Consider the following 17,906-nt stretch of genomic DNA (forward strand, 5'->3'; position numbering starts at 1 on the left):
TTAATTTTACTGTATTATGACACGAAGAAAATTCACCTCATAAAAATAGCAGTGGTAGATATCCAATTCTTATATTGAGCACTTTACACGGAAGTAAACTACCTCGGGGCAAGCCCACGAGGCATTTTATAAGAAAAACATTTTAATTCGAGACAAGCCTCGGAGCATTTAAATCTCGATTATCGAGTAAACTTTTGCAAATGGAGCATTATCTAATGCATATCTAAGAAACCCCAGCATTCTATGCAATTAAAAAATCAACCCCTCAAAACAAGGCTTCATAATCGGAATAGAAACCGGGAACCTTATGACTTGAAGTCATTGGTCGATGCTATTCCAAAATTAAAAAACCATATTAAGCCCAATAAATATGGAGGTGATTCAGTAGATTTTTCAAGCCCAATTGCCGTAAAACTTCTAAATCAAGCGCTGCTAAAGCATTATTACGACATAAACAATTGGCAGTTCCCATATGAGAATTTATGCCCACCAATACCGGGTAGAGCTGATTACCTTCATTATATTGCTGACTTACTGAGCGAAAGCAATGCCGGTGAAATACAAAAAGGAAGTCAAATTTGTGGTCTCGATGTGGGAGTTGGAGCAACCTGCATCTACCCTATTATAGGCGTTACAGAATACGATTGGAACTTTATAGCTTCTGACATTGATCCCAAGTCAATTGCCTCAGCTCAGCAAATTATTGATTCAAATCCATCTCTAAAAGACAAAGTTGATTGTCGATTACAAAAAGATTCGACTGCAATTTTTCAAGGCATAATCGATAAAAAAGATAAAATTGATTTCACCATTAGCAACCCACCCTTTCATGCCTCCATTGAAGAAGCCCAAAGAGGCAGTCGACGAAAAATAAGGAACCTCTCAGGAAAAAAAGTAACTGAAGCTAAACTAAATTTCTCAGGAGCTAAAAATGAACTTATCTATGATGGTGGAGAATATCAATTCATCAAAAACATGATTCGCGAAAGTGAAGAATTTGCTAAAAGCTGTTTCTGGTTTTCAACTTTGATTTCAAAGCAATCTAACCTTAAGGGTACTTATAAATTACTAGAAAAAGTAAAACCCACTCAGCTTAAAACCATTGCTATGGGAACCGGCAATAAAAGCAGTCGAATTATAGCCTGGACGTTTCTTTCAAAGGAAGAACAAAAGGTATGGAAAGAAGATTGGTAAGCATAGGTAAGGTTACATTCAAGTTTCTCTCATTTATATGCTTTTCGGAGTCGTGAGTTCAATGGACCTTTCGTGCCAACTTTTCCAAGGCAGCTATTACAGATATTTTTGTATCCAATCCTCAGAAACATTTGCCAGTCCTTTTTCTATAATGATATGGGCAATCTGTTTATTAAACATTTCCATTTTAAATTTTTCTCTTCTTCCTTCCACTTCAGTTGCAAACATGATACTAAACTGAAAATTTTCTAAACTCTGTATTACACCTTCGCTATTTATTCTCTTATGAAGCGGGGGAAAACCATTAGTTGTATCAAAAATGAGAAAATCCAGAACGGTGTTTCTGGATGTATCTTTATACAAGATGTACTTTGTCAATAATTCCTTAACCTGAATTTTACGAGGGCTTTTTAAAGGATTTTGCAGTTTAACCTTGAAATGTTGCTCAAAGGAATTAATTAACTTTTCCATTCCTTACTTTATATTGCTCGACTATTAAGTTCACCGATATAATTAAGCAATTCCACATCGTCTTTATCTCTCTCAATTACCCGATATTTGTTCCACTCCTTTGTGAAATTTGAGTTGGAAGGATGGCTGAAAACAAAAATTTTATCTGTTTCACAAAGCTCTAAAAGTTTACTCCAGAACGGATGAAATATTTTCCCTTTTGCAAGTTTACTTTTTCCAAATATAAGGATTGGTAGATTCAGATTATTGGAATAATTGGCAATTTCAAATGCAGAAAATAGAAGCGTTTTATTGAAAGTATCCTCCCCTATTTTCTCTTTTACCAACTGTAATTCATTTGTTTTTTCTGTGCTTAGAAATGTCTTGTTGAAAATAAGGCATTCTTCATCAAAGTTTTCTACCAGACCTTTATTCTTAAAATGATTCCGTAACTGAGTTCCGGACTGACCAATAAAAAACCGGTTTTGTTCAAATTCATTTTTGCCGGGATTATCACCTACAATAATATATTTTAATTTTTTATGATCTATTGGGGCTAAATTAAATGCGAATTTTAAGCTCATCTCTTTATTCTTTATAATTTAACTGCGCGTTTTCAGGCTTTTAAATTTTAAATAGCTCTATTATTTTTTTTGAAAGCTTAACTACCGATAACCAAAATAATTCAAAATATCAAAGTTGTGCGTTTATCTCAGCCTCACTTTTTGTTTTATTAGCAGCTTCAATAATCTCTATCACCTTTTCAAATTCAATATCTTTAATTTTTTCCTCCGAAAGACTCGTATTTGTTTCTTCCATCAATTTTTCAAACTGTTTTCTTGTCAAATAATCTCCGTGACTGCTGGCGTTTCTGTTTAGTTTTTTAGGGGAAATATCCTGAGTGTCGATAAAAAGGATTTTTTTCTTATCCCCATTCTTATCTTTCCAGTTCTTATTCCACTTTAGCGACTCGGCTATTAAACTACCTGCTATTCCGCCGCCATAAGAATTGCTTGTTGTTTTCAGGACATAGGGCGAATTATCATCTATGATAACCGCCGAATATTTTCCTTCAATGTCAAACTTTACGTAAGAATTCCAATGGTTTAAATCGGTAGAATAGCCCAAGTTAAAATAATTATTATCCCTGTACTCCATAGCCCAGGCCGATATTGCTTTGTCTATCTTCTCTCCTGTTTTTCTATTAAAAATACCTTTAATGGTAATATGTTGGGTGCTTTGGTCTTTGACCAAAATACCGGCATCAACCCGCATTGGTTTTTTATTTAAATAATCAGAGGTGGTTTCGTAAAGTGTCACCGGTTCCAGGGTATCTAATTCATTTAATGGGATCCTTTGCACCCCGCAAGAAGCAAGGCTTAAAATGCAAAGGCAAAAAGCTATTTTTTTCATGGTTGTTGATAGTATATTAGTTGGTGAGTTATAAATTTTTAGTCAATGATACCGTATTTCTTATATTTTCTAATCAATTTAATTAATCCCTGCATGGAAATAGTTTCGGCATTGTTTACGTAGCTCAGACCCTTTTGATCAGCACTTCTGGTTACGTTCGCAATTCCTCTTACGGTACTTTCCGAAAGAAGTTCCTGGGTGTTAAGGTTATAAATCTTGATCATTATAGCTGCCTCATTAGTTTTGGTTGTACTCCCCATTGCTGGTTTAGATGGAAAAGAATTCATTTCATCTCTAATCATATTTTATTGTACGTTAATCAAATAATCTTTACCTGTCGCTGTTTTTAAGTCCAGGAGGTATTCCCTGGAAGGTACAAAAGTTAGTTGTGCCGGAATAAGCATTTCTCTCCTTAATTCATCTATAGGAAATAGTGAATCGTCCAAAATCTTTTTAAATTCCCTATATGCAATATTACCAATCCTTTCTTCATTATAGTTGGTGTAAGGTCTATTAAGTATCCATTCCCCTTCCGTAAAATCTATCATTCTTCCTCTTTCAAAATTGTAATGATATTTGGTGTTGCCACAGGAGCTAAAAAGAAGAACTAAGAGGGCCGGCGCAATAGAATTTTTAAATACTAGGGAGAAGGTTCTGATCTGAAATTTCATTCTATATATGTAATTGTTGAAGCTTATTTTGAATGCTTTATGGTATAGTTTTTTAAAGAAGTACTTCAAAATCAACGTGTTTCCCGGTATGCTCGCCCAATTCCAACTTATGTACGGCTGGTGTTTTCTTTTTCGGGTTTTTAATTCCACTCCATTCTTCATGAGAATTATGAATACTCATATTAACCTGGGGAAGGTCTTTAAATACCGGCATTCCCTCATAAATCTCCTGACTCAAATCAATAATTTCATTCATTAACAATAGTTTTATTCCTGCGTTTTTGAATTTTATAAAAGTTCAAATGTTATTTCTGAAAGAAAAGCTTAAATTTTTAAAGGTAAATTATTGTTCAAAATTTAAGGCCACCTCACCTGGTAAGGGTAACGTTCATAAATCACATTGTCCTCATTAATAGAAAAACCCCTATCTGCATTTTCTTTTGCTTGCTTATAAACAAAATTTGCTTCCTCTGGTTCACCAATCTTATATAGTATTTTGGCTTTATAATACTGAACATCTGAAAATTCAGGATAAAAGGCCAAGGCTTGGTCAAATAACTCTAAAGCCTCAGTATATTCCTTTTGTTCATACTTACTGATGCCATAGTAAAAAAGATCTAAGTAATGTAACCAGTCTTCTCCATCTTCTGCCATAATCTTTTTGTAGTCCTTCTCAAAAATCTTCTCAGCCTTTTCAAATTCGTTTAGTTGCAGGTAGCTTAAAGCAATGTAAAAATTGTAGGAGTGGTCCATTACAAAGCCATATCCATATTTTTGCTCATAGTCCTGGAAATCCTGTATAGCATCTTTATATTGTTTTGAAAATATACATTTTATAAATGCTCTATAGTCTTGCCACCTCCGTGGATTGTATTTCACTGCATTATCAATAAAGGGCATTCCCAGCTCGTATTTACTCTGCTTAAAAAGAGGCATCGCTTTTTGTTGCCAGAAATAAGCTATGGTAGAATCTATTCCAAGCCCTTTATCAATTTCATCTTGCCAATCTTGGGAATACGGATCCTGCTTCCAGGCTCCGTTTTCAAGATAAATTTCAATTAGGGAATCTTGTTGTTCCTTAGAAAAACCGGAACTCTGATTTTCTTTGGAAGGCTTATCTGCAACAACTTGATTACAATTAAATAGAGTTGAACTCAAAATTAAGGCTAGAGAAATGCGGATTAAATTCTTCAAATTTTGTTTTTTATACGGAAAGCCTGTAAAATAACTCAATACACCTTAGCTTTTTAGTCTTGCCATTGTACATTATATTTACCTGTAGGTGCAACTTCAATCCATTTACCTTCTATATTTTTTTCATCCCCTGTCCTGTTATTGGTCAAGCTAAGTTTATAGGAAACCTGTCGCTTTCTCCATTCCTGTTCAATGAAAAATACAGATTTCCCTGGCGGAATAGTAACGGTATCCTTTTCTTCGAAACCGTGGGGTTTTACCGAAGTGTATTTGCTGTATAGCCTTTCCTCCCCGTTAAAATAAATTTCATTGTTATAAATATCTATAGGTACTTCAAGCATTACTGAGTCATTTTCTATCCAGACAAATGCGTCTTTTTCTGAGCTAACAAAATTAGATTGGTTTTCAACATCAATTCCTCCATAAGGGGAAAAGGAAAATTCCTGGGAGGTCTGAACATTAAACCTATAAGTTGTTCCCTTTTTCACAAAAAGTGAATCGCCATCTTCCTCTTTCAAACTGAATTCTACATTGTGAAACTGATATCCCAGGGATTTTTTTTGATTAACTTTAATTTCTTTGAATTCTTCTCCAGATTGTAGTACTACAAGGAAACCGAATTCCTCCCCGGTACTATTTTCTTTTACCAGAATCTTAAGTGAGGATTGTGTAACCCTGGTAATTACAAAACCTTTATTTCCCCATATAGCCCGGATCTCCCCTTCCTCATCCAATGATAGGACTGAATTTTCTTTTATCATTTCCCCGTTCAATGAAAAGATGCTTCCGTGAATATTACTGTGACCATTCTGGTTTATTACTTTAGCGATATGCCAATCCCCGTTAGGAAAATAGATTTCTGCTTCACCACCTTCAGCTTCCATTTCTATCAAACTAGTTGATGGTTGGATGTTAATTATTTCATCATCATTGCTACAAGATATATATCCTATTGAAAGAAACAATCCGATAATTATTCTGATAACTTCATATTTTTTCATATGTATTGAGAGTATATTGAGTTTCAGACCAACAGAAATAGGCCTTAATAGTAAAAATTTTAATGAAATAATCTGAAAATTGGATGTATTCTTTCAAGGTTTTAATTTTTCCTTGTTCAATTACGAATAGATCCTTTAAACTGACCATTTGTAAAATTTAGCAGGTCAATATCGTTTTCAGGATTGCTCCAATCCTGATGAAGTGTTACGTCAAAGCTTCCTCTTATAATATTTTGTTCAGAATCGTATTCCGTTATGGTAATTTCCGAAGAAGAACTTGGGTCCAAAATGTATAAACTAGTCATTACATCCCCACCAATAGTAGTATAATAACTGGTTTGATTTTCTAATAAATCATAAACCCCTTCCCCTTTAAATTTAATTTTAAAAACAATAACCTGTTCGTTACCCGGTATCCATTCGGCTAAGTACCCCTTATAAAACTTGAATAATTTTGTAAGCAGTTCTTTTGCCTATTTATTCAGCTGTAATTTTTTGTAATTCTGGGGATAGAGATTCTTAATATCCTTATACTTGATGATCATGATATTCTCTAAGGTATATTTTAACCACTGGTAAGGATTTACCTCATGTTTTTTGCAGATGGCAAAAAAGGAATAGATTGCTGCGGCTCTTTGCGCAGCCTGATGGGACCCGGCAAATAGGTAGTTTTTTCTACCGATTGCAATGGTTCGGATTTTATTCTCTATTAAATTATTGTCAATACGTAAATTGCCGTCATAGAGGTATGCACACAACGCATCCCACCTGGAGACGCTATAGGCAAGGGCTTTTCCTATCAGACTTTTGGGCAGGGTGCGGGCAAGCTGCTGGGTCATCCATTTCCCCAATTCATTGATCACCGGTAGTGCCTTTTTCAGCCTAAGCTCCTTGGTGTCTTCAGGGCCCAGCTTAGCTTCTTTGATTTCTCTTTCAATGGCATATAAACATTGTATCTGCCTTAAGGCATGTTTTGCCCTTTGCGGATCATTATCCAAGGATTTTTCATAATAACGTCTGGCATGAGCCCAGCATCCTAGATGGGTTACCCCTTCCTTTTTAGCATATTCATCATACACTACATAACCATCTGTCTGAAGATAGCCTTTAAAGTCTTTCAGCATATGGACAGGTGCCTTTTGCCCACGGGTAGGCTGGTAGTCAAAGACTACATTTCCATCGATCGGGCTATGGTATACCCAATAGTAACCCAGATGGGTTTTTCCTTTTTTTCCCTCATCCTGGACTTTTATTGTCGTCTCGTCTACTTGCAAGTAGCCTTGGGATTTTACATCTGCTATTAATTCTTCAAAGAGAGGAACAATCCGGTCGAGCCCTTTGGCACACCAGCCATTGATAGTAGAAGGAGCAATGGGTATCTTTTCCCTTTTAAAACGCTGAAGCTGCCGGTAAAGTGGTAAATGGTCACAGAATTTATCGACCAATATGGAAGTTACAAGTCCGGCCCCGGCAATACCTTTATCGATCACCCGCTCCGGTAGTTCCCCAATGACCACACCTTCGCCAGACTTGTGGGCATATTTATACCGAATATACCTGCGGATAAAAAACCGTGCAGGTTCGCAGTCCAGTTCATCGGTAACTTCCTGACCGATACATTTCCTTCCGGAGATATCCTCCTGGGGATAGATCTTCACTTCTTCTACCGGGAGATGGTCTGGTAATGGCTGGCGGCCTTTATGATTGGTATTTTTCTTCTTGCGCTGGTAGGTAATCTTCTCAGTAAAGGCTTCTTCCCGGTTTTGAAGTTCTTGGGTATTGGGCTCAAAAGGCAGGGTCAACTGATCCTTATCCTCAAAACGCTCGCGTTTCTGACCAAACTGCATCCTTCGAAACATATCCAGCTGGCTTTCCAGATAAGCTACTTTTTCTTCAAGAACCCCAGATTTGCTTAAATATTTACGAAGTTGCTCATCGCCCCGGGCAAGTTCCTTGTCTGCTTGTTTTAAATCTTTCTCCTGTTGCTTTAATTCTTGCTGAAATTTTTGAAGCTCTTTTTTATGGGAAGCGATCGCTTTGGAATGCTCTTGGGACTGCTCTTTTATAAGGGCCAACAATTGTTGTTTTGAGAAGGATTCAAGGGCTTTTTCCATACTATAAAAGTACGGTTTTTTAGCCTTTAAAGCAACAATTATTTTACATTTTTATCAGCAAAAACAAGGGGTTTGGGAGGGTTGTACCTGGAAAGGTGACGCAGTTTTTCTGCTTTAATCCCTTCAATCATCATCACCAGTTGGCCCCAACTCACACCTCCTGATCGCAGGCCTTTGGGCAGGGAGAACGTACCCTTTTCCAGGCGCTTATAATAAATGACAAAACCCCCGGATTCCCAGTGCAGGAGTTTGATGTGGGTGGCCCGGCGGTTGATAAAAATAAACACATCTCCACTAATAGGATCTTTTCCCATCTTACCGGTTACCAATCCCGATAGGCCGTGGAATCCTTTGCGCATATCACAAGCTCCCTTATAGAGATAATACCGGTGGGAAGAACTTAAACTGAACATAAGCTACAGGTTGATCAGTGCAGATAATTGACCCAAACCAATACCGGAAACCTCTAATTGCACGCCATTAGGATACCTAAGGCGGTACTGAGATTGGAAAAAATCTGCTTTATCAGGAGATAATTTTACAAAACCGTCAAAAGCTTCCTCTTTTGTGTTTTTCCATTTTTTTAACCAGTAAAAAAACTTACTGGGGGCTATCCCATGGTTACGGCAGAAAGTTTTCTTACTTAAACCACTAATTTCCCATTCCTTGATTATTTCAAACATACTGGCTTGCTTATCCATTTATTTTTTGTGGCAAGCTAGAATTTATCTGAAGTTTACAAAAGATGTACTTAGCCGTTTGGATACGTTACCCGATCCTAGTAATATTAAGGTATCGTTTTCTTGGTTAAGGCTTATTTCAGGGGTACCATTCCATCTTTCTTCGTTTATAGTTGCTGAAATAAAGTCAGACTCATCTAGATCGTCATCATTACTGCAGGAAAACATTCCAAAAGTTAGCAACAAAATTAGAGACGCAATTAAATTACTTGTTTTCATAAAATCGGGTTTAGTATTATATAATAGATGCATTATTATATAAAAGGTTGCGTTGGATTATCTACAATTGTTAAAAATTATAAGAATAAATTTTTAGTCGGTAGTTAAAATGAAATCTCTAACTATCTCAAGTTGAGAATCCCTATCCCATAAGACTTGACTAATATCCCTTTCAATTTTTATATCTGGTTCTGTTCCGAAACCATCCAAAATTTTACCATTCTTTTGAAAGGAGACCATTGTACTTATTTTTCCTGCTAATTTTGAATTTGGTAAATCAAACCATTCACTATTACCGCTAGAACCATCTGTGGTTACTCCCACAATTTTGATGTTGGGAATATCTTTAAAAATCGAAACAAATACTGATGCCGCACTAAAAGTCTTTTCGTTGGCTAAAATATAAACTGGCTTATCGTAATAGAATGAATCTTCATGCAATTTTTTTCCATTCAATATTCCAAAGTAATATTCACTGTATTTTTTATCATCTAGGTTATATATGGGGTCGAATGATTCTAGAAAGTTATTGACACCAGCTTTTTCTTCACTATTAAGTTCTCCCATTGAATACAAATACCGCCCATGTAGTCTATCAATATATTCTTGTGGTAATGGATTAGGTCCTCGCTGTCTTGTGGCATTAACCACATGGATGGAATCAGGGTGAACTAAATATTTTGCACACTCATAAACAAGGTCTCGCGTTCCACCATTATTGCTTCTTACGTCAATAATTAAGGCTTTACTATTTTTGTTAATGGACTTCATAAAAGAATTAAGCTTTTCGAAAAGAAGTGGAGCTTCATTCTTACTAACCATTGCAGGAATTTTGATATGGGCGATATCTTTTTCTTTATAAAAAAGTTTCTCGATAATTTCTTTTTTATTGTAGTCCTCATCATCTACCAGCACATATTCCCTACCAAATTCTTCATCCCAGGGGCGTAATCTATTTGACCTATCTACAGGATTAACAACTAACGTAGTGTCGTTTTCGTGTGCTGAATCTGTAAGGGTTAATTTTATATTTTCAGGTAACGTTTTGCCAAGGATCCTATAATTCTTTTGTATATCACGAATATCTCTCACTGCCCTTGTAAAATAAGTTTGTTGTGGTGCTTCTATATGTTCAGGTCGAATTTTTTGCAGAAAACTATTAATACTCATTCCGTCTATTTCTTTTAGAAAGGGAAATCGCGTATTGAGTAATTCATATTCCTCGTTTTGATTCAGATCCAACACAACTATTTTCCCATTTAGGGGTGCGTAAATAAAGGGTAAAAATAGATTTTCATTTAATCTAAAGCCTTTGATAGCTGTTAGCGAAGAGTGCCTATCTCCAATTTTACCTATTGTTTCATTCAGGAACAACCCAAAATCTTCTAAACTGGTAGAATCTCCTATTGAATTTATATAATGCTTAAAATCAGTATTGAAATCATACCCATTTAAATATACATAAGACGATTTTTCGTTTAAATGTTTCTTTAAAAATTCTAAATCTTGTTGGACTTGCTCTTTGGATAGAGTTTTATCCTGAGCTTTTGAAATTGTTATTATGAAACTAAATAGTATGGATAAAAGAATTATTTTTTTCATTAAATAAGATTTATAGTACAATGACCTCTTAAAATAGGTGACTTAAAGGCTCACAGGAATAAACATTTTTCCGCTTAAAAAATCACACTGTTTAAATTACCAATTAATTTTCCAATTCTTTATCAGCGATTAATTTTTTAAAAAAATCTGCTACTCTCGAAGCTCCGGTTTTTCCACCGTCATCAATATTTGATAAAATAACTACCGTATAATTATCTTCTGTAAAATCTATAAGTTCAGCGTGAATACCATACCAACCGCCGCTGTGCCCAATTATGGTTTGGTTATATCTATTATCTATATCAATTCCATACCCTAATTGGGTGTTGTAGCCTTTTACTTTAGGCTCTAACATCAAAGCTGTTGTTTCCTTGCTTAATAAATTATGATTTCTCAAAGCTTTAGAAAACTTAAATAAATCTTCTACTGTGGAATAATAAAACCCGGCGGGAGATGCTTTGGTTAAGTAATACTCATTTTTCTTCAGTGTTTTGTTCTCTCCAAACTGTGAAGTATATCCGCTTGCTTTATTTTTTACGACTGAATCTACTGCAATTTCTGAGGTTGCCATCATCTCTGAAGGTTCCAGAATATGCTTTCTTATATAATCGTAATAATTTTCTCCGGAAACTTTCTCGATTATTAGTCCCAGAACCACGAATCCAGTTCCGCTATAATCATACTTAGTTCCAGGCTTAGATAGTAACGTATCATTTACAAATAATGGAACAAAGTCAGAAATTTCTTCATATTCTAAATGCTTGATTTCATCTAAATCATTCACATAGAAGTTGTTTAATCCAGAAGTATGTGTTAAGAGTTGATGGACTGTAACGGAATTCCTAACGGTTTCATTTGGGTATTCTGGTAAATACTCCCCTATTGGTTTCTTTAGCGCTATTTTACCCTGCTCATACAGTTGTAAAGCGGCAACAGCAGTAAACATTTTTGTAATTGAAGCTATATTAAATTTAGTGTCAATGTTGTTTTTTACATCATATTCTATACTTGATAGTCCGTAGGCTCTCTTGTCAATTATTGTATCATTTTGAGCTACTAAGATGGCTCCTGAAAATACCGATCTATCGATGCTATCTAAATAATTTTTGATTTGAGAATTGCTAGATTGTGAATATGTTGAAGTAAATATTAATATAAATAGAAGTAGAATTTTAACTCTCATTGAAATTGGATTTTGATGAAAAACAGGGTGCACGATGAACCCCACAATATTTTATGGGTCTGTAAATTAAACTCTGTCTGATGTTTTAATTCTTCTGGGGCTAGCCCCAGAGGAATTGGCGTTAATGTCCAGTGGTATCCTGTCTCCAAATTTAATATAAAATTGCTGGATTGTAAGGCTCCAGTTATGCAAAGGAGCTGTCCATTTCTTCTCAATGTTTCTTGTGGCCAGGTAGACTAGCTTGAGCAGCGACATATCATTAGTGAAAGCTCCTTTTGTTTTGGTGACTTTTCTGATTTGGCGATGGAAGCCTCCACGGCATTGGTGGTATAAATAATCTTTCTAATAGATTCTGTATACTCAAAATACTGGGATAGCTGCTCCCAGTTACGCTGCCAGCTTTCAATGACCACAGGATATTTACTACCCCATCTCTCTTCTAGGTTCAACAGCTCATCTTCGGCTACATCTTTGGTGACTGCTCTATACACTTTCTTCAGGTCTTTCATAAACTCCTTCTGATCCTTCGAGGCTACATATTTGAGTGAGTTACGGATTTGGTGTACAATACAAAGCTGAACCTGAGCCTTTGGATAAACACTTAAGATAGCCTGTGTAAAGCCTTTCAGATTATCTGTACAGGCAATCAGGATGTCCTCTAATCCACGGTTATGAAGATCGGTTAAAACCTGTAGCCAAAAATTAGCACCTTCACTCTCAGAAATGTACATTCCCAGAATTTCCTTTTTTCCTTCTTTTGTAATACCCAGGATGTTATAAAGTGCTTTATGGGTAATCTTTCCATCCACTTTAACCTTATAATGCATCGCATCAAGCCAAACAATGCAGTAGAGGGGTTCTAAAGGACGACTTTGCCAGGCTTTGATATCAGGTATGATCTGATCGGTGATCTGGCTTAGAACCGTATGGGAAATATCGGTATCGTACATTTCTTTGATATGGCTCGAGATGTCACGGTAGCTCATCCCAAGTCCATAAAGACCGATAATTTTTTCTGAAAGATTATCTGCCAGAATCGTCTGCCGCTTTTTAACCAGTTCCGGTTGGAAGCTGCTTTGACGGTCTTCAGGGGTTTCAATATCAAAAGATCCAAAACCGCTTTTAAGCTTTTTCTTTCCCTTGCCATTACGCTTGTTCCCTTTGGAGCGTTCATCATTATCTAAATGAGAATCCATTTCAGCCTCAAGGGCTTTCTCAATGACGTTCTTTAGCATCGGTGCAAAAGCACCGTCTGCACCAAAAAGGCTCTTGCCAGACATGAACTGGTCCAGTACCTTTTTCTCGAATTCTTGTTCTTCTTTTGTGGTCATAATCTATCTGAATGAAATTAATAAATAATCCTATTCAGACAGAGTTTATTTTACACTCTCGGGTCGAATCTTTCCTTTTGATGTATATGAATCAATATCAATTAGTTCTCGGTTCTGATTTAGAAAGCTATGATAAAAGCCAAAAATTATTTAGTAAAAATAACCCTTGTAATATATATATTGTTTTAAGGCGACCAAAAGTAACTGTTGATCCAAATTCTATTCAAGTAAAAGGTAATAGAGCTAAAATTGGCTATTTCGGAGTGATGGTGCCACCTGTTTCGGTCAAACAGTGCCACTTTAAAAGATACTGCAATTATATAAAAAATTAATCTTACTCGTTCTTTAAAGCTCCTTTTCTTAGAGATTCTCCTTTAAGGTCGATCCGATGTGAGGAGTTAACGATCCTGTCCAAAATAGCGTCTGCTATAGTTCCTTCCCCAATAATATCATACCAGGCAGATACGGGTATTTGTGAAGATATAATTGTGGAAGCTTTGTTATACCGGTCATCGATGATATCCATAAGGGTTTCCCTGGCGTGGTTATCAAAACTCTGCAGGCCAAAGTCATCCAGGATCAGTACATCCGCTTTGATGAGTTTCCCAAGTTCCTTAAGATAAGTGCCATCCACTTTACTCAGTTTTAATTTCTTAAAAAGGCGGGCAGTATTGGTGTAAATGGTTTTGTATTCCATCATACAACCCTGATGCCCTAAAGCTTGGGCCAAGTAACTTTTACCAACCCCGGACGCCCCTGTAAGGATAATATTCTCCTTTCTGGTGATAAAATCCAGTGTCCCCAGACGGGTAAACATGTTCTTGTCCAGGTTGCGTTGCTGGGTGTAATTCACATCGGCCAGGTTCGCCTCTTGTTTAAAGCCGGCCTGTTTTAAGAGCCGCTCTATCTTCCGGTTCTGCCGGTCTTCCCATTGGTGATCGATCAGCAGTGCCAGGTATTCATCAGCAGTGATGTTCTCTATACGATTGTCCTTTATGTGCTGCAGGTGCAACTGGGCCATAGCCCCCAGGCGCATTTGTTTTAGTTTTTCAATAGTCTGATTGTTGTTCATATTCATTGGATTTAAAGGGTTTATTATTGATATGCAGAAGCACCCCGCAAGTTATCGTGTTCTGGGATGTGCGGTTTATCTTCTTCGAGGTCCTGGTAAAACAAGGAGCTTTTGTCCAGGTTATTTTTCAGGATATTTTTAATGCGCAGGTAAGTAGCCGCGTCTGCTTGCAAAGCTCTTTTACAGGCATCATCCAATCGCTGGGAGCCATAGGATTTATGAAGCTGGATGACCCCCATAGCTCGTTTGTATCCTATTTCCGGATAGTCCACTGCGGTGATTATTTGCTCGATACAGCCCAGCACGTGCTTGCCATGTATGGCCGCTTTCTTTTTAAAAAATTCAGGGCTCCAATCGCTATAGTATTTATGTGTACTGCTTAAATGATCTTTGTTGGTATTATAACTGCCTTTTGATGGGTTGCGCTGGTGCAGGGCGATCCGCTGATGATAATAATATACTTCAACCACGGAACTGGTATAATGGATGGTGGTTTCTTTTCCTATGTAACGATAGGGTGCGCTGTAATAGCTTTTATCCGGGGAGAAGTATACATAGCCTATTTTCTGAACCTTTGCCCTTCGGTACCCTTTCAGTTCATAGACTGTCTCTGGCAGGGGCTTTAGGTATTCCCGTTCCACGGATTGGAAGAGTTCCCTGCGACTGGCTTCTTTGCGAGAGAACAACAGGTCATTGTACCGCTCCAACAAGCGTTTTATCTCCCGGTTAAGATCTTCCAAAGAGAAGAAGCTCATCTCCCGAAGGGGATAATAGATCCGCTGGTAGGCAAGGTTTACGGCATTCTCCACCAAAGCTTTATCCTGTGGGGCATAGCCCCGGGCAGGATTGATCACACAGTCGTAATGCCGTGCGAAGTCTTTAAAACTCCTGTTGATGTCAGCCTCATACCTGCTGGCACGGGTAACCGCTGATTTTAAGTTGTCGGAGACGATGGCTTTAGGAACGCCTCCATAAAAGTGCAGGGCATTACAGCAACAGGTAATCAGGTCCTCACGTTTCTGGCTTTTACAGGCTTCCACGTAAGTATACTGGCTGTTGGGAAGGATGGCTACAAATACTTCTACCGGGATCAGTTCCCCGGTTTCTCTATCAATAATTTGGAGCTTTTTGCCGGCATAATCAATAAAGACTTCATTCCCAGGATCGTGTTCAAGTTTCATCGAACCTTTAACCTTGGCATATTTGCGCCGGTAGTGTTCCATAAACTGGGTATAACCATAAGGATCTTTAGCCTGCGCTACATATTCCTGATAATGGTATAAAAAAGTAAATCCTGGATGATTCCGGGCCTTGTTGACCCCCTCAAAATATAACATTAGTTCCTCATAGCGAGGGTTATCAATAGTAGTGTGCGTAGGAAAAAGCTTTTCTAAGCCAGCATTATCAAGGGCCAATAATTCCTTAAGAGAAGAACCGCTGGCCTTGAACAGCCGCATATAAGTATTTACCGTATTGCGAGAGATCCCAAGGGTGGCACCTATTTTACGGTTGCTAAATCCATCGAGATGTAAGGAAATAATTTGTTTTAAGTCCATTGGATCAAGTGTATTGGCCATATCGCTTGTTTTTAAGCGACAAGGTATTATTTACTTGATCTTTCAAAGTGGCACAAAACGAACCGATATAGGCTTAACTTAAAACCAAAAGTGGCACAATTTGAACCGAAATGCCTGGCACTAACCGACCGAAATCACTGGCACAAATCGATCCGAGATATCCAAAAATTCAATTACTTATACACATTAAAGAAAAGACAAAAGTTGTCAATTTAGATTTTGAGTTTAAAAATGCTGAATCAGAAATTGAATATTTTACTAAATACCCATATAATCTTCTCGCTTTTAAGGATAATAAAAAAGCACTAATGGTTGCCAGACCAACTAACTTATTAGACAGCAACTTAGTTATCGATAATATCAAAACAGAAGATTTAGATTATGAAGTGTTATATATTGGTCAGGCCTATGGAAAAGATGGAAAACGAACAGCATTAGACAGATTATCATCCCACGAAACTGTTCAGAGAATTTACACTCATTCGTTAAGCCAACATCCAGATTCCGATATTTGGATCATGCTTACAAACTTTTCACAGCAAAGTATGTTAATGATGGCTGGCAACGATTTAATAAAAGTAAAGGAAGAAGATTTGAAAATAGAGGATGAAAAACTAGAACACTTTTCTGATAATAGAAATTTATCTATTTCCGAGAAACAGAAAATAAATTTTACGGAAGCAGCCTTGATAAAGTATTTTGAACCCCAATATAATAAAGATTTTAAAAATGTATTCCCCTCTTCAAATCATAAATCATATTCTGAGTGTTACAGTTTGGATGTCAGAGCCATGACAATAGAACTAGACACTTCAGAAATGATAAGAAATATTTATACAAATAAATCTGGAAGAAAAGATTATCATATGAAAATGTTTGAATTTAACTCAGATAAAGATAGAATTAGTTTATTAGAAGCTTTTGAATAAACCAACTTTTAGTAAAAATTTCATAAGTTATAGCCTACACTTAATTGTAATACAGTATTGGTAGGTTCAAATGTCATATTACTCACCTCAGTAGTAAATAGTTTGTTTAATCCTTGGTAGGCACCTAATTCAATAAAAAACTCTCTAATATCGATTCCAAAACCTAAGTTAAAACCATAATCGAATGAATCCGGTTCACCTTCATAATTTGTAAATTCTTTATTTATAAGCACCCCTATTTGAGGGCCAAATAATATATATGGTGAGTTGAAAAATTTAAAATCTAGAGGTAAATTAATGTAATTTAATTTGTAGTTCACAGCTGATATATTAAACTCCCTATTACCCTGTTGAGAATATTCGAGTTTTGGTCTAAAGGCTAATTTGTTTCCTAGTTCTTTTTCTGCCACTATTCCTAAATGCAAGCCAATTTCGTGATGCATATTGAACGACTTAGTTCCATTGGAAAGAGCTGAATTATTGATTCCTCCGAAAATACCATATTCTATTTGAGAGTAGGAATGAGTTGAAATTAGAATGAATGCAAAGAAAATTAACTTTTTCAATTGATTAGTTGTTTTTGTTATCCTGCAAATAAAACTAAATATATTGAAGGCCTAAAATAAAATTCTTACCATCGCCTTTTTAGAAATAACCGCTATTTGTGATCAACCAATTAAAAACAAACAACTTCAGGGTAATCTGCATTAAAACTCAAGCGTTTTAGAAATTAACTTCTTGTATTCCTGGACATTTCTTTCATATTTTTTCTGTAACCTAAACCATAAAAATATCCCTATAGCTAAAGTAATAGCTGCTAATACATACATAGGAATATCACTATTTCCTAAAAATATAGCAATTACAAACCCCAAACCTAAAAACAGATGTGTAAATATTACAAATTTCCATAAAAAGTGTTGATTAAACGAAATATCTACATTGGTCTCCCCTTTCGCATCTGCATTAGATAATCTTCCATTTACAACAACGTTATTATGATAAAGGATGTACCATGCATACAGAAGACGTTTCCGAATTTTAAATGATATTAAATTACTACCGTCACTTTTTATATCGAATGCAAATCCGTTCACAGCTCCTATTGAAGCTTCTAAATTTTCACTTATCTCGTTAGGATTACGCTTTACTTTAAAATTCCAGTTTTTCATAATATTATTTTTGAAGGAGTGTTGTACTCCATAATTGAAGCTTA

22 protein-coding genes and 1 pseudogene are annotated in these 17,906 nt (G+C 36.3%); 3 read left to right on the forward strand and 20 right to left on the reverse strand.

Translation table 11 applies throughout. The features are described 5' to 3' along the window. Nucleotides 1–243 precede the first annotated feature (243 nt). Nucleotides 244–1,194 carry a 23S rRNA (adenine(1618)-N(6))-methyltransferase RlmF gene (gene rlmF, locus B5488_RS04255; RefSeq protein ID WP_079734138.1) on the forward strand — a complete coding sequence of 317 codons (951 nt, stop codon included), beginning with the start codon at nucleotides 244–246 and terminating at the stop codon, nucleotides 1,192–1,194. Between the two features lie 96 nt (nucleotides 1,195–1,290). On the opposite strand, the gene B5488_RS04260 is transcribed toward rlmF, so the two are convergent. The 16 genes and pseudogenes from B5488_RS04260 to B5488_RS04335 all read right to left on the reverse strand — a co-directional run bounded on the left by B5488_RS04260 (nucleotide 1,291) and on the right by B5488_RS04335 (nucleotide 13,112). Then, on the reverse strand, nucleotides 1,291–1,665 hold the full coding sequence (locus B5488_RS04260) for a hypothetical protein (RefSeq protein WP_079734139.1): 375 nt from the start codon (nucleotides 1,663–1,665) through the stop codon (nucleotides 1,291–1,293). Between the two features lie 8 nt (nucleotides 1,666–1,673). Further along, on the reverse strand, nucleotides 1,674–2,228 hold the full coding sequence (locus tag B5488_RS04265; RefSeq protein ID WP_079734140.1) for a uracil-DNA glycosylase family protein: 555 nt from the start codon (nucleotides 2,226–2,228) through the stop codon (nucleotides 1,674–1,676). A 109-nt stretch (nucleotides 2,229–2,337) separates the two neighbouring features. Beyond that, entirely contained in the window at nucleotides 2,338–3,057 is a 720-nt protein-coding gene (locus tag B5488_RS04270; RefSeq protein ID WP_079734141.1) for a hypothetical protein, read from the reverse strand. 38 nt (nucleotides 3,058–3,095) lie between these two features. Continuing rightward, nucleotides 3,096–3,359 carry a hypothetical protein gene (locus B5488_RS04275; protein ID WP_079734142.1) on the reverse strand — a complete coding sequence of 88 codons (264 nt, stop codon included), beginning with the start codon at nucleotides 3,357–3,359 and terminating at the stop codon, nucleotides 3,096–3,098. 3 nt (nucleotides 3,360–3,362) lie between these two features. Continuing rightward, on the reverse strand, nucleotides 3,363–3,605 hold the full coding sequence (locus B5488_RS04280; RefSeq protein ID WP_146128750.1) for a hypothetical protein: 243 nt from the start codon (nucleotides 3,603–3,605) through the stop codon (nucleotides 3,363–3,365). Between the two features lie 175 nt (nucleotides 3,606–3,780). Continuing rightward, nucleotides 3,781–3,984, reverse strand: a complete 204-nt coding sequence (locus B5488_RS04285; RefSeq protein ID WP_197686294.1) for a cyclase family protein — start codon at nucleotides 3,982–3,984, stop codon at nucleotides 3,781–3,783. Between the two features lie 101 nt (nucleotides 3,985–4,085). Next, a complete protein-coding gene (locus tag B5488_RS04290) occupies nucleotides 4,086–4,922 on the reverse strand; it encodes a tetratricopeptide repeat protein (protein ID WP_079736524.1) in 837 nt (278 codons plus the stop codon). 53 nt (nucleotides 4,923–4,975) lie between these two features. Further along, nucleotides 4,976–5,815 carry a cupin domain-containing protein gene (locus B5488_RS04295; protein WP_146128749.1) on the reverse strand — a complete coding sequence of 280 codons (840 nt, stop codon included), beginning with the start codon at nucleotides 5,813–5,815 and terminating at the stop codon, nucleotides 4,976–4,978. A gap of 224 nt (nucleotides 5,816–6,039) precedes the next feature. Beyond that, a complete protein-coding gene (locus B5488_RS04300) occupies nucleotides 6,040–6,387 on the reverse strand; it encodes a DUF6252 family protein (protein ID WP_317041981.1) in 348 nt (115 codons plus the stop codon). Between the two features lie 9 nt (nucleotides 6,388–6,396). Continuing rightward, entirely contained in the window at nucleotides 6,397–8,037 is a 1,641-nt protein-coding gene (gene tnpC, locus B5488_RS04305; protein ID WP_079733450.1) for an IS66 family transposase, read from the reverse strand. Between the two features lie 38 nt (nucleotides 8,038–8,075). Further along, nucleotides 8,076–8,450: an IS66 family insertion sequence element accessory protein TnpB gene (gene tnpB / locus B5488_RS04310; RefSeq protein WP_079733451.1), complete on the reverse strand. Its 375-nt coding sequence runs from the start codon at nucleotides 8,448–8,450 to the stop codon at nucleotides 8,076–8,078. A 3-nt stretch (nucleotides 8,451–8,453) separates the two neighbouring features. After that, nucleotides 8,454–8,738 (reverse strand): IS66 family insertion sequence element accessory protein TnpA, encoded by a 285-nt coding sequence (gene tnpA / locus B5488_RS04315; RefSeq protein WP_079733452.1) that lies wholly within the window; start codon nucleotides 8,736–8,738, stop codon nucleotides 8,454–8,456. A gap of 24 nt (nucleotides 8,739–8,762) precedes the next feature. After that, nucleotides 8,763–9,029, reverse strand: coding sequence for a hypothetical protein (locus tag B5488_RS04320; RefSeq protein ID WP_106197180.1), 267 nt, complete (start codon nucleotides 9,027–9,029; stop codon nucleotides 8,763–8,765). A gap of 60 nt (nucleotides 9,030–9,089) precedes the next feature. Further along, nucleotides 9,090–10,598 carry a S41 family peptidase gene (locus B5488_RS04325; protein WP_079734147.1) on the reverse strand — a complete coding sequence of 503 codons (1,509 nt, stop codon included), beginning with the start codon at nucleotides 10,596–10,598 and terminating at the stop codon, nucleotides 9,090–9,092. Nucleotides 10,599–10,701: 103 nt separating this feature from the next. Further along, nucleotides 10,702–11,781, reverse strand: a complete 1,080-nt coding sequence (locus B5488_RS04330) for a serine hydrolase domain-containing protein (protein WP_079734148.1) — start codon at nucleotides 11,779–11,781, stop codon at nucleotides 10,702–10,704. Between the two features lie 66 nt (nucleotides 11,782–11,847). Further along, nucleotides 11,848–13,112: pseudogene (locus B5488_RS04335) on the reverse strand (IS256 family transposase). Nucleotides 13,113–13,123: 11 nt separating this feature from the next. On the opposite strand from B5488_RS04335, the gene B5488_RS04340 reads away from it, so the two are divergent. Then, the gene (locus B5488_RS04340; protein WP_106197181.1) at nucleotides 13,124–13,444 is read left to right on the forward strand and encodes a hypothetical protein; all 321 of its coding nucleotides are present in this window, start codon (nucleotides 13,124–13,126) and stop codon (nucleotides 13,442–13,444) included. Between the two features lie 2 nt (nucleotides 13,445–13,446). On the opposite strand, the gene istB is transcribed toward B5488_RS04340, so the two are convergent. Both istB and istA read right to left on the reverse strand, forming a co-directional pair. Continuing rightward, on the reverse strand, nucleotides 13,447–14,184 hold the full coding sequence (gene istB, locus B5488_RS04345; protein WP_079734150.1) for an IS21-like element helper ATPase IstB: 738 nt from the start codon (nucleotides 14,182–14,184) through the stop codon (nucleotides 13,447–13,449). Nucleotides 14,185–14,207: 23 nt separating this feature from the next. Then, entirely contained in the window at nucleotides 14,208–15,761 is a 1,554-nt protein-coding gene (gene istA / locus B5488_RS04350) for an IS21 family transposase (protein WP_079734151.1), read from the reverse strand. Nucleotides 15,762–15,871: 110 nt separating this feature from the next. Between istA and B5488_RS04355 the strand changes: the two genes are divergently transcribed. Beyond that, nucleotides 15,872–16,690, forward strand: coding sequence for a hypothetical protein (locus tag B5488_RS04355; RefSeq protein ID WP_079734152.1), 819 nt, complete (start codon nucleotides 15,872–15,874; stop codon nucleotides 16,688–16,690). Between the two features lie 20 nt (nucleotides 16,691–16,710). On the opposite strand, the gene B5488_RS04360 is transcribed toward B5488_RS04355, so the two are convergent. Together B5488_RS04360 and B5488_RS04365 are read right to left on the reverse strand one after the other, a co-directional pair. After that, nucleotides 16,711–17,256 carry a porin family protein gene (locus tag B5488_RS04360; protein WP_170065327.1) on the reverse strand — a complete coding sequence of 182 codons (546 nt, stop codon included), beginning with the start codon at nucleotides 17,254–17,256 and terminating at the stop codon, nucleotides 16,711–16,713. A gap of 141 nt (nucleotides 17,257–17,397) precedes the next feature. Then, entirely contained in the window at nucleotides 17,398–17,862 is a 465-nt protein-coding gene (locus B5488_RS04365; protein WP_079734154.1) for a hypothetical protein, read from the reverse strand. Nucleotides 17,863–17,906: the final 44 nt, after the last annotated feature.

This window comes from Salegentibacter salegens, from assembly GCF_900142975.1.
GTDB lineage: Bacteria > Bacteroidota > Bacteroidia > Flavobacteriales > Flavobacteriaceae > Salegentibacter > Salegentibacter salegens.